Raw genomic sequence first — 14,585 nt, forward strand, 5'->3', positions numbered from 1 at the left:
GAGTGGTCACGAGACGAAGCGACGTACGTCTCCCCGCCGCAGCTCGCTGCTGTCGAGGACCATCGTCACCGGTCCGTCGTTGACCAGCTCGACTGCCATGTCGGCTCCGAACACCCCGCGCTCGACGTGTGCCCCGAGGTCCTGGAGCGCACGACAGAACGCGTCGTACAGGGGCTCTGAGACCGGTCCGGGCGCTGCGTCTCCCCACGACGGACGGCGTCCCTTGCGGACGTCGGCGTACAGCGTGAACTGGCTGATCGCCAGCACGGGAGCGCCGACGTCGGAGGCCGACCGCTCGTCGTGGAGGATCCGCAGACCCCAGATCTTGGCAGCCAGGGCAGCGGCGTCGTCGGCGCTGTCCGTGTGCGTGACGCCGACCAGGACGAGGAGGCCCGGTTCGTCGATCGCGCCGACGACCGCACCGTCGACGCGCACGGACGCGGAGCTCACCCTCTGGACCACAGCACGCATCCGCACATTCTGACGGCTGAGACGCCGACAGTCACGACCTCTCGGATTCTGTGCCCCACCTAGACTGGAGGCATGCCGTTCGAGATCCCCGAAGACCTCCACCCCGACATCCTCGGATTCGCCTGGTTGCTGGGCCAGTGGCACGGCAACGGGCGCGGAGACTACCCGACGATCGAGCCGTTCGGCTTCGAGCAGGACGTCGCGTTCGCCCACGACGGCCGCCCGTTCCTCCACTACTTCAGCCGGACGTGGATCACCGACGAGTCCGGCGAGCGCGTCCGACCGGGAGCCCTCGAGACCGGGTTCCTCCGGCCTGGCGGCCCGATCGACAAGGCCAAGGGCCCGGTCGAGCTCATGCTCACGCACCCGACCGGCTTCGTCGAGGTCTACTTCGGCGAGATCGACGGTCCGCGGCTGACGATGCAGACCGACGCCGTGGTGCGCACTCCGACGGCCAAGGAGTACACCGCGGGCCAGCGCATGTACGGCCTGGTCGACGGCGACCTGATGTACGCCTACGACATGGCGGCGCAGGGACAATCCATGCAGTCACACCTTTGGGGGCAGCTGAAGCGTGTCTGATCTCGACAAGCTCGACCAACGGGCGCCGCTCGACCAGCCGGCGACCATACGCCGCAGCCCTCTCCTCGACCTCCCCGGTGCCGTCGACGGCGAGGGCCTCGACCGCGGTGTCGCGGCCCACTACGGCGCCATCAGCCCCGAGCAGCGCTCGCTGGAGGCCGGCGACGCGTTCGTCGACCTCTCGCACCGCGACGTGGTGACGATCACCGGCCCGGACCGCCTCGGTTGGCTCCACTCGCTCACGACACAGGCACTCGAGACGCTGGCGCCCGGGACCCCGACGCAGGCTCTCGTCCTCTCGCCTCAGGGCCGTGTCGAGCACGCGTTCCACGGTGTCGACGACGGCGAGACCTTCTGGGCGCACACCGAGCCCGGCCGCGGCGCCGCACTCGCGACGTACCTCGACCGGATGCGTTTCATGATGCGGGTCGAGGTCGCCGACGCCTCCGACGCGTACGCCGTCCTCGGCCTGCCCCGACTGGCGTACGCGATCGTGCCGCGCGCTGAGCTCTCCGCGGCACCGACGACGTACGGCACCCCGGTCGGCACCTGGGCGTGGGAGGCGCTGCGGATCGCCGCGGGCGTCCCGCGCTTCGGGCTGGACACCGACGACAAGGCCATCCCGAACGAGTACGGCTGGCAGTACGACGCCTCGACCGGCACTCCGGACCTGATGCAGGCGGTGCACCTGGCCAAGGGGTGCTACCGAGGGCAGGAGACGGTCGCTCGGATCCACAACCTGGGGCGTCCTCCTCGCCGGGCGGTCCTGCTCCATCTCGACGGCTCGGTCGAGCACCTCCCGGTGCACGGTGCCGAGGTCACGCTCGACGGGCGGACGATCGGGTTCGTCGGGTCCTCTGCTCGCCACCACGAGCTGGGCCCGATCGCGCTCGCGGTCGTCAAGCGCAACATCGCGGTCGATGCGACGCTGCTCGCCGACGGCGTGGCAGCCGCGCAGGAGGTGCTGGTCGACCCCGAGGTCGGGTTGCACGTTCGGCCGACGCTGTGACGCCCGGTTGCTAAGGTCGCCCGCATGCAGATCTCGGTCATCGGTTGCTCGTACCTGGGCGCCGTCACCTCGTCGTGCCTCGCGGCCATGGGGCACGACGTCGTCGGAGTCGACATCAACGAGCGGATCGTCGACGACCTCTCGGCCGGTCGCGCGCCGTTCTTCGAGCCGGGTCTGCAGGAGCTGCTGAGCGAGCAGGGCTCGACCGGCCGCCTCCGCTACACGACCGACGTGTCGGCGGTCGCGGGCAGCGCTGTCCACTTCGTCTGCGTCGGCACGCCGCAGCGGGTCGGTGAGAACGCCGCCGACCTGCGCCAGGTCGACAGCGCGATCGAGGGGCTGCTGCCGCACCTCCGTCCGGGTGATGTCGTCGTCGGCAAGTCGACGGTCCCCGTGGGCACGGCTGCGCGCCTCGCAGAGCGCATCGCCGAGGTCCAGCCCGAGGCGACGCTCGTCTGGAACCCGGAGTTCCTCCGGGAGGGCTTCGCCGTCGAGGACACGCTCCACCCCGACCGCATCGTGTACGGGGTCCCCGAGGGGCCTGCGGGTGAACGGGCGCGTGCGATCCTCGACGAGGTCTATGCGGCGCCGCTCTCCGAGGACACTCCGCTCGTCGTGACGGACTATCCGACGGCCGAGCTCGTCAAGGTCGCTGCCAACTCGTTCCTCGCCACCAAGATCTCCTTCATCAATGCCATGGCCGAGCTGTGCGAGGTCGCCGGCGGCGACGTGACGGCGCTGGCCGACGCGATCGGCCACGACGACCGCATCGGTCGCAAGTTCCTCAATGCCGGTCTCGGGTTCGGCGGTGGCTGTCTCCCGAAGGACATCCGGGCCTTCATGGCGCGTGCGGGTGAGCTCGGGGCGGACGAGGCGCTGACGTTCCTCCGTGAGGTCGACACGATCAACCTGCGCCGCCGCGACCGCGTCGTCGAGATGGCGCGCCAGATGCTCGACGGAGCCGTCGCCGGCCGGCGGATCGCGGTGCTCGGTGCCGCGTTCAAGCCCAACAGCGACGACGTACGCGACTCGCCGGCGCTGGACGTCGCGGCACGCCTGCACCTGCACGGCGCCGAGGTGCGTGTCACCGATCCGCACGCGATCCCGAACGCCCGCGGCATCCAGCCCGACCTGAGCTACGTCGCGTCGGTGGGCGAGGCGGTCGACGGTGCCGACCTGGTGCTGCTGCTCACCGAGTGGCGCGAGTACGCCGACCTCGACCCGGTCGTGCTCGCGTCGAAGGTGCGGGGCACGGCGATCGTCGACGCCCGCAACGTGCTCGATCCGGTCGCCTGGCGCGGCGCGGGGTGGACGTACCGCGGGCTGGGCCGACCGTAGTCAGCTCCGGTGCATCCCTGCATCGGATCCGTCGCGCGGGTGTGCCTCCCTCGGTGGGTCGACGTGACCGTAGCCGTAGCCGTACCCCGACAGGCCGCCCTCCCGTGAGCGGGCGGGCGTCATCGTCATGACGGTGCCGAGCAGGCGGGCTCCGACGCCGTTCAGCCGGTCGACCGACTGCCGTACCTGGTCACGCGTGGTCTTCTTGCCGCTCACCACGAGGACCGCTCCGTCGCACTGCGAGGCCAGCACCGCCGCGTCGGTGATCGGCAGCAGCGGTGGCGCGTCGACGAGCACGATGTCGTAGGTCGCGCGAAGCTCACGCAGGGTGTCGGCCATCGCCTGGCTCTGCAGGAGCTCGGCCGGGTTCGGTGGGATGGGTCCGCTGGTGAGCACGTCGAGGAACGAGTTCGCGGTGGGCTGGACCGCCTCCGCCAGGGTCCGGCGTCCGATCATCACCGAGGTGAGTCCGATGCCGGAGGTGAGGCCCATGTAGTCGGCGACGCGCGGACGCCGCAGGTCGCCCTCGACGAGGACGACACGGTGCTGGGCGATCGCGAGCGTGAGCGCGAGGTTGATCGCGGTCGTCGTCTTGCCCTCCTCGGGGACGGAGCTCGTCACCACGATCGCCTTGCGAGCCGAGTCGACGTCGATGAACTGGAGGTTGGTCCGCAGCACCCGGAACGCCTCGGTCCGAGGTGCGAGGAGGCCGATCTGCGTGACCAGCGGGCTGCGGTCTGCCGTCGAGTCGTACGGGATCGTCCCCAGCAGGGGCGCGTCGGTCTCCGCCTCGAGGTCGGCGAGCGAGCGGACCGAGGTGTCGAGCGCCTCTCTCAACAGCGCGGCGCCGACGCCCACGAGGAGCCCGAGGAGCAGCGCGAGACCCAGGCTGCGCGGGATGTTCGGGCTCGTCGGGCTGTCGGGCAGGCTGGCCTGGTCGACGACGGTCGCCTTGATCGGGGCGGCTTCGCCCTTCTCCGACGTCTCCAGGTCTCGGACATAGGAGGAGAACTCCGTGGCCACGGCCTCCGCGAGACGCTGGGCCTGCTCGGGATCGGGGTCGGTGACAGCGATCTCGAGGACGACCGTCTCAGGGACGACCGTCGCGCTGATCTGGGCGGACAGCTCGCTCGGTGACTCGTCCAGCTCGAGCCGGTTGACCACGCGCTGGGCGACCGCCTGCCCGGTGATGAGCGTCGCGTACGAGGCGACGCGCTGCTGGGAGAAGAGGCCCCCCTGATAGGCGTCGGCGCCGTCGGACTGAGGCGTCGAGACGAACAAGCGGGTCGTCGAGGTGTACTCCGGAGTGGCTCGCGCGACGAAGATCCCGGCGACGGCGAGCGCGACCACCACGCAGGAGGTGATCAGCAACCACCGCCTGCGCAGGATCTGCAGGAGCTCGTGAACCCCCAACCGTCCCCCTCGGCTCGGTTCGCAGGTGCTCCCTCACAGTAGGGCAGCACGGTGGTCGCGGCGAGTGGCGCGCGCAGCGGGACGCTCAGGTCGCCCGTGCGACGACGAGGAACTGCTGGAGGTGGCCGCGCGCGAGCCGACGGCCGGCGAGCCAGCGTTCAGCGGTGCGCATGCGCTGGGGGGTCGAGATGTTCCAGCGTGACCCCATCCACGGGAGGGCGCCGTAGTCGTGGTGCGCCACCACCACGAAGCCGTTCGACTCGAGGAGTCGCCGCGTCGCCGCGGGGGAGAGCGTCGGCGGGACGTTCCCGCTCAGAAGCCCGCGGAGTCGGTACGCGGCACCTGCGAGGCTCGTCGTGTTCCACTGGACGTTCATGACGAGGTGCCCGTCGGGCGAGAGAAGAGTGCGCAACGCCTGGAGAGCATCGCGACGCAAAGACGGCTCGGCGTTCACGAAGAACCGGAACGCGGTCGCGACGTCGACGCGTGGCGGGACCTGATCGGGGCGTCCCTGAGTGAGGTCCGCGCGGACCAGCGTCGCGCGCTGACAGCGTTCGCGGGCCCGGGAGAGCATCTCGTCGGAGACGTCCACCCCGACGGTCGTTGCGAAGACCGGCTCGCAGACGGCGGTGACCCGCCCCGTGCCGCAGGCGAAGTCGAGGCAACGCGTTGCGCCGGAATCCCGCAGGCCGTGCAGCACTCGCTCGATCAGCGGGCGCTCGACCTCGGTCCAGAGGTCGTGGTGGTAGCCGCTGCTCAGCGAGCGGTCGTACTGGGCTGCCTTCCCGTGGGAGGAATGGCTGAGGCGGTAGCTCATCGTGTCCTCACAGAGTCTTCGCCCAGACGAACGCGGTGGCGCTCGCGATCGGACGGGGAAGGTCGGCACCTCGCACGAGATACGTACGCAGGTGCTCTTGCCCGGCCTCGACGACAGCGTCCCACGACGGAACCGACCCCGACTCGGCGGCGTACCCGTCGAGAAATGCCTCCAGGAGGCGCCGCCGCGGGAGCCGCAACGCGGTCGCGTAGCGGATGATCGATCCGCGGCGGCCCAGCAGGCAGGAGGTCATGTGGGCGAGGTCGCGGATCGGCGGGCCCACGTCCCGGGGCTCGACGTACGGCGCGGGCGTCGGGTCGATGACCCCGATCGTGGAGTCGCTCAGCCGCACGAGGACGTTGGAGAAGCCGAAGTCACCGTGCAGGACGACGTGACCGGCCGTAACCGGGGTGGTGAGGGCATCGGCGAGCCATCGCCGCGTCACCTCGCTGTGTCCGTGGATCCGAGCCAGCACGCCGCCGGTGCGCGAGAACAGGGACGCGACGGCGCGAGGAGCATCCTTGCTCGCATCGAAGGCCGCCACGACGGGGACGAACCCCTCCAACCTGCTCATCCTCATGACGCCGGCCTCCTCGTCGACCGCGAGCGGACGGGGGACGACGAAGAGCCCTCCCGCGAACTCTTCGTATGCTCGCAGCTTGCGAGCCTCGCGGACGAGCTCTGCTCCGGGGCCGTGCTTGACCACGACGTCGCCCTCGACCCGTACCCGCACGATCACGCCCCCCTCGAACCCGGTGCGGTACGAGTGCGCGAGGTCGGACGCAACACTGGATCGTCGGCGGCATTGGTCTGGGCGGTCGGTTCGACCAGCGCCCACGCGGTCGAGATTCCCAGCAGCGCCCAGAACACGCGCGAGTTCTCGACGTTCATCGCGAACGCGTGCGCGAGGACTCCGACGACGCCTGCGAGCAAGAACGCCGACACCGCATCGCGCGTCCGAGCGACCTTGCGCACGAGGAGGACGACGACGGGCAGGACGATCCCGAGGAAGCACATGATCCCCAGGACGCCGGTCTCGGCAAGCAGGCTGAGGTAGGTGCTGTGCGCGATGGGAGCGACACCTGGCGGAAGCCCGACGCCCTCCCACGTTTGATATTGACCGACACCCGCCCCGAGGAACGGGTGCGCCTCCCACATGTCGAGAGCGTCACGCCACAGACCGAACCTCTCGTCGCTCGACGCGGCAGCCCAGCCGCTTCCGATCCGGTCCACGGAGGGAGTTGCCAAGAGGGCGGGGAAGACGAAGAGCAGCGTGAGGGTGCTGGCGATGGCGAGCGCAGCCACTCGTACGAGGGCCCTGCGTGCCGTCCGTTGCCAGAGTGCGGCGAGGACGACGACGGTGAGGGCGACGACCGCGGCGAGGACGGCGGCGCGCGAGCCGGTCAGGGCGAGCGCGACGACCTGAGGAACGAGCGCGGCGATCAGCAGGGGCTTCCTGCTGATCACCCAGACGGCCAGCGTGATGCCGAGGGAGATGTAGAGGTACGAGGCGAAGAGGTTCGGGTTCTCGAAGGTGCCGGTGGCGCGGGAGTAGTCCGTCATGAACTCCAGCGGGCCGCCGACGAGGGTTCCGACGGACGCCACGACACTGATCGAGGTCGCGGCGACGACCCAGATCGTCAGGAAGCGGTAGTCCTGCCGACCAAGCGCCCGTGCGGAGTACGTCGCGACGACGGCGAGATAGACGAACCCGATGACGACCTTCGTCGTGTCGAACACCCCGGCCAGTGCATCGGTCCCGTTGTCGCGTTGCGCCGCGAGAGACAGTCCGAGCAGGGCGACAGCGACGAAGAGCAGCGCACACACCCCGAGCGGCTGCAGGAACGCGCGAACCCGCTGGTCGAGCCGGAACGTGGGGAAGAACAGAAGTCCACCGAGCATCATCACCAGCCAGACGTCCGCGGGAGAGACGTTGACCTGAGTGCTCGTTCCGACGACGACGTTGATCGGCATCAGGACGACCAGCACGTCGAGCGCCGTCAGCCGCAGAAGGACCGCCGCGAGGACGGCGAGCGCGAGTGCCGCGACAACGGCGGCAGCGACGGGTGACTGGAAGGCGAGCACGGCGCCGGTCGCCGCGACCCCGAGCGGTACGCAGGACCACAGAAGCGCCGTGGTGCTCTGTGTCCGCTGAGCCATCTGCGATGCCTCCCGCCGGAGCTCGTGGTGGACTCGCCGCCACCCTAGTCAGGATCCTCGGGACCGGCAGATCTGCCGGCCCCCACGATCCTGACTAGGGTCCCGTCATGCGGGTCCTCCACGTCGCCCCCGGTGACGCCATCGCGCGCATCCGCCCTCAGCTCGACGCCCAGCGGGAGCACGGCTACGACGTGCGCGTCGCCTGTGGACGGTCCTCCGACCGCAACTGGTCGAAGCTCGAGCCCTTCGATCCGCTGGACATCCCGTTCCCGCGTCGTCCGGACCCACGGCAGATCGCGAAGACACTGACTGCCCTCGTGCGGGAGTGTCGGCGGTGGCGCACGGACTACCTCCACCTCCATTCACCGGCGGTCGCACTCACGGTGCGCTGGGTGCCACGTGGGCTGTGGCCGACCGGGATGCGCGTGGTGTACACGGTGCACGGCTACGGCCACCTCTGGCCGCCGCGGGGAATCACCGCACGAGGGGTGCAGCAGGCTGAGCGCATCCTCGCCGCCCGGACCGACCTCATGCTCTTCCAGAGCCGTGAGGACCTCGCCGAGTCGCGAGCCCGCCGTTACCGCAGTCGGCTGCGCTATCTCGGCAACGGTGTCGAGGATGCGTGGTTCGACATGAGACCCCGGCCCCGCGTGGCCGACCGGCTCGAAGTCGTCTACGTCGGGCGGATCGTCGAGGAGAAAGGCGTGCGAGACCTCCTGGCCGCCGTCCAGGGACTCGATCGTGTCCGGCTCCACCTCGTCGGCGAAGCGGAGCCGTCCGATCCAGCTCCGGTCGACCTCACCGAGGTCTCGAAGGGCAACGGCACCCCGACGCTCGTCCACGGCCGCGTCGAGCAGCCGCGCTTGCGGGAGCTCGTGGGTGCCGCCGACGTCCTCTGCCTCCCGAGCTACCGCGAAGGCGTCCCGCAGAGCGTGATCGAGGCGATGGCTGCGGGGAGACCGGCGATCGTCACCGATGTCAGAGGGTGCCGAGAGCTCGTCACGCACGAGCGCAACGGTCTCGTCGTGCCGACTCGCTCACCGGCCGCCCTACGGGCGGCCCTGCGGCGGATGCGGGACATGCCGTCCGACGACTATCTCGCGATGTGCCGGGCCGCGAAGTTCTCCGTCGAGTCCGAGCGGCGCTTGGGCCAGGTCCACGCACGCCTCCTCGATGCCTACCAGGAGCTCGCCCCCGCCGCGGCCCGGTGAACATGCGCTCACCCGTGCGGGTGGCTAGTCTGCGATGAGCCAACCCTTTGGGGGAAGGGAGCTCGGTGGCTGTTGTGTCCCAACTGCTACGTCGGCATCGCACCGCGGTGCTCGTCGGTTTTGACGGACTCGCTTGGCTCGCGGCGACCGTCGCGGTCGTGATCGCGCGGTTCGACGGAGACCTGCGGGAGGTCAACCCACTCGGCACGGTGCTGCTGACCGCGATCCTGGCAGGCGTGTTCACCGTGCTCGCGCGGGCCTTCCGCCTGCACAACGGGCGGGCGGTCACCGGCAGCATCGAGGAGGTCGCTCTGGTCAGCGGCGTCGCCCTCAGTGCTGGCCTCGTGGGGTTCTCGCTCAACTTCGTCACCGACCCGCTCTGGACGCCTCGTGCGGTGCCGATCGGTGCCACCGTCTGCGCGATCGCCATCATGGCCTGGGGTCGGGTGGCTTGGCGACGGTGGAACGAGCATGGCGCTCGATCGGTCCACCCTGGCGCGGCGCCGGTCCTGGTGGTCGGTGCCGGCGAGGGGGCGCGCCAGCTGATCCACGCGATCCGGCGTGATGCAGCTGTCGGGTGGGACCCGGTAGGGCTGATCGACGACGATCCGAGGAAGCGCCACCTGCGCATCGAGGGCGTCCCGGTGCTCGGGGGTCGAGGCGCGATCGCCGACGTCGTTCGCGACCGGGGCGTCGAGACGATCATCCTTGCGATCCCGTCGGCGCGGAGGAACCTCGTCCGCGCGGTTGCCGGCATCGCTGACGAGGTCGGCGTCGACGTGAAGGTTCTCCCGCCCGTGGCGGAGATCCTCGAGGGTCGGGTCGGTGTCGACGACGTGCGCGACCTCGACCTGACGGACCTGCTGGGTCGCGCTCAGATCCAGACCGACCTCAAGGGAATCGCGGACTGCCTCACGGGGCGCCGCGTCATGATCACCGGCGCAGGCGGCTCCATCGGGAGCGAGCTCTGCCTCCAGGTCCAGAGGCTCGGCCCGAGCCAGCTCGTCATGCTGGACCGCGACGAGTCCGCTCTGCACGCCACTCAGATGGCCCTGCACGGCCGTGCGCCGATGGACACCGACGACATCGTCCTGGCCGACATCCGAGACGGCGACGCCATCGACGCGGTGTTCAGCTCCTACCAGCCCGATGTTGTGTTCCACGCAGCGGCACTCAAGCACCTCCCCGTGCTTGAGCGGTTCCCCGGCGAGGCCGTGAAGACCAACGTCTGGGGAACGAAGAACGTGCTCGACGCGGCGCGTGCGTCCGGCGTCGACCGTTTCGTGAACATCTCCACGGACAAGGCGGCGAACCCGATCAGCGTCCTCGGGTACACCAAGAGGGTCGCCGAAGGGCTCACTGCAGCGTGTGACCGCGACGGCGACGGGACTTACCTCAGCGTGCGGTTCGGGAACGTGCTGGGGAGTCGCGGATCGGTACTCACGTCCTTCGTCCATCAGATCGCTGCGGGACTGCCGGTGACCGTCACCCACCCCGACGCGACTCGATACTTCATGACGATCGAGGAGGCGGTCGGCCTCGTGATCCAGGCGACGGCGATCGGGAACGGCGGCGAGGTCCTGGTGCTGGACATGGGCGAGGCCGTCAACATCCACGCCGTTGCACGTCGACTCATCGCGATGTCGCACGCGTCGGTGGACGTCGAGTTCATCGGGCTGCGCCCAGGTGAGAAGGTGCACGAGGAGCTGTTCGGCGACGGTGAGGTCGACACGCGTCCGGAGCACCCGTCGGTCTCCCACGTCCGCGTGATGCCGCTCTCCTTCTCCGCCGTGCAGAGCCTCGACCCGTGGGCATCGCCACCTGCGGTCATCCGGGGTCTGCAGAGGCTGGCGCGTCAGCTCCCGCCCCGTCTCGTGGAGGAAGCGGGGTGAGGCGGCCGGCGACCGAGGCGCTGCCCGTCGTCCCCTTCGCACGCCCTGACATCGGCGAGGCGGAGATCGCCGCGGTGGTCCACGCCCTCCGTGAGGGTTGGGTGACGACCGGACCCGCGGCCGCCGAGTTCGAGGATGCCTTCTCTGCCTTCATGGGCAACGGTGTCGAAGCCGTGGCCGTGAGCTCGGCCACCGCCGGTCTCCACCTCGCCCTGGAAGCCTGCGGGATCGGTCCTGGCGACGAGGTGATCGTGCCGACCTGGACGTTCACGGCCACGGCCGAGGTCGTCCGCTACCTCGGCGCCACGCCAGTCCTCGTCGATGTGGAGCCCAGGACGCTCAACATCGATCGCGCGGCCTTCGCTGCCGCGATGACACCGCGCACGCGGGCGGTGATCGTCGTGCACTTCGCCGGTCTCGCGGCCGACACCGCCGGCATCGCCGCCCTGGCGCGCGAGCACGGGCTCAAGGTGATCGAAGATGCGGCCCACGCCCTGCCCAGCAGCCGTGATGGGGAGCTCGTCGGTGCCGCCGGCCAAGCGGACGCCACAGTATTCAGCTTCTACGCGACGAAGGCAGTAACCACCGGCGAGGGTGGGATGCTCACGACGCGCGACCCCGGGATCGCCGCCCGGGTGCGCATCATGCGGTTGCACGGTATCGACCGCGACGCGTTCGACCGCTACCGGCGATCTTCGGCGTGGAGCTACGACGTCATCGCTCCCGGCTTCAAGAACAACCTCCCCGATCCTGCAGCGGCGATGGGCCGGGTACAGCTCGCTCGGGCGCACGCGATGAGGGACCAGCGAGAGCGCATCGCCGGACGCTACCTCGACGGGTGGGCGGACCTTCCGCTGGAGCTGCCGAGTCGAGCCGCACTCGGAGACCTTCATTCGTGGCACCTCTTCACCATTCGGCTGCGCGCCGACTCCGGGATCGGGCGAGACGCCTTCATCGACGCGCTCGCTCAGCGGGGGATCGGGAGCAGCGTCCATTTCATCCCGCTGCACCGGCTGACGTACTGGCGCCGGTCCCTCCACTTCGCGCCGGATGCGTTCCCGGTCGCCGACGAGGTCTTCCCCAGGATCGTGAGCGTCCCCGTCTTCAGCGCGATGGCCGACAGCGAGGTCGAGCGCGTCACCCGGGCCGTACGTGAGGTGCTGGAGGCGTGAGGGCGGCCGTGGAGTCCGCGCTCGCGGGCATCGCCCTGGTGGTGACGGCTCCGCTCCTCCTGCTCATCGGACTCGTCGTCCGGGTCGAGACGCGTGGGCCCGCGCTGTTCCGCCAAGTCCGGATCGGCCGAGGAGGGCAGCCGTTCGAGATCGTGAAGTTCCGGACGATGCGCGCGGGGGCGGATGGGCGCGGTCTCGAGGTGACGGTTTCGGGCGACGCCCGTGTCACGAACGTGGGCCGATTCCTTCGCAGGACCAAGCTCGACGAGCTTCCCCAGCTGCTCAACGTCGTTCGGGGAGAGATGGGAATCGTGGGGCCACGTCCTGAGGTGCCGCGCTACGTCGCACTCTGGCCACCGGAGCTTCGTCACGAGATCCTCTCCGTCCCGCCGGGACTGACCGACCCGGCCACGATCGCCCTCCGCGATGAAGAGGTTGTCCTGTCGCAGCAGGTCGACCCCGAGCGCTACTACCGCGAGGTGCTGCTGCCGCGAAAGGCTCGGATGTATTCCTCGTACGTGCGTGACCGCAATGTCCGAGGCGATGTGCTCATCCTCGCGAAGACGGTTCGAGCCGTCGTGGTCCCGCGGGGCGCTGCCGGCCGATGACCCGATCGTCCGCGAAGGTCCGCCCAGCGAGCGAAGAGGATCTCGGGGCAATCGTCGAACTGCATCGAGCCTGTTTTCCCGGCTTCTTCCTCACTGATCTCGGTGCCACATTCCTGACCGAGCTCTACCGGGGGCTGCACGACCTTCCGTCCGGGGTGCTCGTCGCCGCGTACGACGATCGGCATCGTGTTCTGGGATACGCCGGCGGTTCTGGAGAGCAGCAGGACTTCTACCGAGAGCTGTTGCGGCGTCGAGGATGGAAGTTCGCGCTCGCCGCGTTGCCAGCCGTTGCGCGTCGGCCAACCATCGCCACGCGAGTTGCTCGGGGACGCACCCGGGCGCGGCGAGACGACGACACGCGAGCACCAGGTTGCCTCATGTCGTTGGGGGTGGATCCCAAACTTCAGTCGCGAGGCGTTGGCAGGGCGCTGGTAGGCGCCTTCGAAGAGGAGCTGCGCCACCGTGGATGCGCGGCGTACTGGCTGACGACGGACGAATCCGCCAACGACGCCGCCAACAACTTCTACACGCGCCTCGGCTTCCTGCGTTCACGCGTGGTCGTGACGCCGGAGGGGCGCCACCTCAATGAGTACACGAAGTCGCTGTCCGCTGATGGTGAGCGCCCATGACCGCCAGCAACCGTCGTCTTCGGCTTCCCTCGGGTGCCGGGATGATTGGAGCCTCTGCAACCATCGTTGCCCCGACCCTGGTCTCGGTCGGACTAGGGGCGCTCACGGCAATCGTGACGGCGCGTGAGCTCGGCCCGGAGGGGCGCGGCGAGATCTCGCTGGTGCTAGCGGTGGTGAGTATCAGCTCAGTCCTCCTCACGCTCGGCATCAACACGTCGGCACGGCTCGCTTTGGTGAGGCCCGAACACGGAGTCAGAGTGTCCGCCTACCTCGGAGCATCGATCCTGCTGGTCGCCGGGGAGGTGGTCCTCGTCGTCCTGGTCTTGATGGTGACTCCGCTGATCGCGAGCTTCCAGTTCGCGGTAGGCGTGCTCTTCCTCGGAGCGCTGTATGCCGCGCTCTACCACTGCGCCGTCCTGGCGCGGGGCCTTCTGGTGACTTTCGGTGCTCTCTTCGCGACCTCGCTGTTCACGGCGGTCGGGCTGACGGTGACTTTCTCCATCTGTCTCGTGCTCGCCACCACGACGACCTCCGGCGTGACTGCGTACCTCCTCGCGTTCGCTGTGGGACTCTCCGTCGAAGTCACGGGGCTGGTCTCCTTCGCGCGGCGCCGACGGCTGCTCACCATGCCCTCGGTGGACCTTCGGCAGTGGCACGTACTCATCGGCCTGGGGCTTCCCGCACTGGGCGTCTCGGCTTCGCGGTCCTTCGTCTTCCGTTTTGACAGGTACCTCGTCGCAGTGTTTCTCGGCCTGGGTCCCGCAGGGATCTACTCCGTCGCCTCGACCCTGAGCGAAGCGCTCCGGATCGTACCGAGGGCACTCAGTGAGGTGGTGCTCCATCGCATCGCCAGTGGTCGGAGTGATCACGGTGCCGTGGCGAGGGCGCGTGTCGTCCTGTTCATCGTCATCGCTCCCATGCTTCTTGGACTGGCTGTCTTCGCGCCGGAGGTGATCACGGTCCTCGTCGGACCTGAGTACCTTCCAGGGGTGACACCGCTCCGGATCCTGTTGATCGGAGAGGTTGCTGTCGCGTCGTTCTCCGTCGACCTGCACCACCTTGCGGGAATGGGGCACCTGGCCAGGGCAGGCACGCTCGGGATCATGGTCGCGGCCGCCGTCGTGATGCTTGATCTTCTGCTCATCCCGCTGCTGGGACTGCCGGGGGCTGCGCTCGCCAGCGTCGGCGGCTACTTCACCTTCGGAGTAGTCGCTCGTCTCGCCACGCGACGCGCAGTCCGCCGTGCTGATGTGGCAACAGCCGACTGAGAGGTCGTGCGAGCT

14 protein-coding genes are annotated in these 14,585 nt (G+C 69.4%); 9 read left to right on the top strand and 5 right to left on the bottom strand.

Translation table 11 applies throughout. The features are described from left to right. Window positions 1–6: 6 nt before the first annotated feature. Window positions 7–471 carry a D-aminoacyl-tRNA deacylase gene (dtd, locus tag AB3M34_RS03035; protein WP_370617606.1) on the bottom strand — a complete coding sequence of 155 codons (465 nt, stop codon included), beginning with the start codon at window positions 469–471 and terminating at the stop codon, window positions 7–9. A 72-nt stretch (window positions 472–543) separates the two neighbouring features. On the opposite strand from dtd, the gene AB3M34_RS03040 reads away from it, so the two are divergent. The 3 genes from AB3M34_RS03040 to AB3M34_RS03050 are packed head-to-tail and all read left to right on the top strand — an operon-like array spanning window position 544 to window position 3,400. Beyond that, window positions 544–1,053, top strand: a complete 510-nt coding sequence (locus AB3M34_RS03040) for an FABP family protein (RefSeq protein ID WP_370617607.1) — start codon at window positions 544–546, stop codon at window positions 1,051–1,053. Window positions 1,054–1,099: 46 nt separating this feature from the next. Next, entirely contained in the window at window positions 1,100–2,062 is a 963-nt protein-coding gene (locus AB3M34_RS03045; protein ID WP_370619935.1) for a YgfZ/GcvT domain-containing protein, read from the top strand. Window positions 2,063–2,086: 24 nt separating this feature from the next. Next, window positions 2,087–3,400 (top strand): UDP-glucose dehydrogenase family protein, encoded by a 1,314-nt coding sequence (locus AB3M34_RS03050; RefSeq protein ID WP_370617608.1) that lies wholly within the window; start codon window positions 2,087–2,089, stop codon window positions 3,398–3,400. On the opposite strand, the gene AB3M34_RS03055 is transcribed toward AB3M34_RS03050, so the two are convergent. The 4 genes from AB3M34_RS03055 to AB3M34_RS03070 form a co-directional block, all read right to left on the bottom strand. Further along, window positions 3,401–4,813: a polysaccharide biosynthesis tyrosine autokinase gene (locus AB3M34_RS03055; RefSeq protein ID WP_370617609.1), complete on the bottom strand. Its 1,413-nt coding sequence runs from the start codon at window positions 4,811–4,813 to the stop codon at window positions 3,401–3,403. 85 nt (window positions 4,814–4,898) lie between these two features. Beyond that, window positions 4,899–5,630, bottom strand: coding sequence for a class I SAM-dependent DNA methyltransferase (locus AB3M34_RS03060; RefSeq protein ID WP_370617610.1), 732 nt, complete (start codon window positions 5,628–5,630; stop codon window positions 4,899–4,901). Between the two features lie 7 nt (window positions 5,631–5,637). Then, window positions 5,638–6,369 (bottom strand): phosphotransferase family protein, encoded by a 732-nt coding sequence (locus AB3M34_RS03065; RefSeq protein WP_370617611.1) that lies wholly within the window; start codon window positions 6,367–6,369, stop codon window positions 5,638–5,640. After that, window positions 6,366–7,790 carry an O-antigen ligase family protein gene (locus AB3M34_RS03070; protein ID WP_370617612.1) on the bottom strand — a complete coding sequence of 475 codons (1,425 nt, stop codon included), beginning with the start codon at window positions 7,788–7,790 and terminating at the stop codon, window positions 6,366–6,368. Before AB3M34_RS03070 ends, AB3M34_RS03065 begins: the two co-directional genes overlap by 4 nt. Before the next feature lie 107 nt (window positions 7,791–7,897). On the opposite strand from AB3M34_RS03070, the gene AB3M34_RS03075 reads away from it, so the two are divergent. The 6 genes from AB3M34_RS03075 to AB3M34_RS03100 all read left to right on the top strand — a co-directional run bounded on the left by AB3M34_RS03075 (window position 7,898) and on the right by AB3M34_RS03100 (window position 14,570). Continuing rightward, entirely contained in the window at window positions 7,898–9,001 is a 1,104-nt protein-coding gene (locus AB3M34_RS03075; protein WP_370617613.1) for a glycosyltransferase, read from the top strand. A gap of 107 nt (window positions 9,002–9,108) precedes the next feature. Next, window positions 9,109–10,893 carry a polysaccharide biosynthesis protein gene (locus tag AB3M34_RS03080; protein WP_370617614.1) on the top strand — a complete coding sequence of 595 codons (1,785 nt, stop codon included), beginning with the start codon at window positions 9,109–9,111 and terminating at the stop codon, window positions 10,891–10,893. Beyond that, window positions 10,890–12,065, top strand: a complete 1,176-nt coding sequence (locus AB3M34_RS03085; protein WP_370617615.1) for a DegT/DnrJ/EryC1/StrS family aminotransferase — start codon at window positions 10,890–10,892, stop codon at window positions 12,063–12,065. The genes AB3M34_RS03080 and AB3M34_RS03085 overlap by 4 nt, the downstream gene beginning before the upstream one ends. Beyond that, a complete protein-coding gene (locus AB3M34_RS03090) occupies window positions 12,062–12,673 on the top strand; it encodes a sugar transferase (protein WP_370617616.1) in 612 nt (203 codons plus the stop codon). Before AB3M34_RS03085 ends, AB3M34_RS03090 begins: the two co-directional genes overlap by 4 nt. Continuing rightward, on the top strand, window positions 12,670–13,302 hold the full coding sequence (locus AB3M34_RS03095; RefSeq protein ID WP_370617617.1) for a GNAT family N-acetyltransferase: 633 nt from the start codon (window positions 12,670–12,672) through the stop codon (window positions 13,300–13,302). The genes AB3M34_RS03090 and AB3M34_RS03095 overlap by 4 nt, the downstream gene beginning before the upstream one ends. Then, window positions 13,299–14,570 (top strand): oligosaccharide flippase family protein, encoded by a 1,272-nt coding sequence (locus tag AB3M34_RS03100; protein WP_370617618.1) that lies wholly within the window; start codon window positions 13,299–13,301, stop codon window positions 14,568–14,570. The genes AB3M34_RS03095 and AB3M34_RS03100 overlap by 4 nt, the downstream gene beginning before the upstream one ends. Window positions 14,571–14,585: the final 15 nt, after the last annotated feature.

This window comes from Mumia sp. Pv4-285 (assembly GCF_041320275.1).
Classification (GTDB): Bacteria; Actinomycetota; Actinomycetes; order Propionibacteriales; family Nocardioidaceae; genus Mumia; species Mumia qirimensis.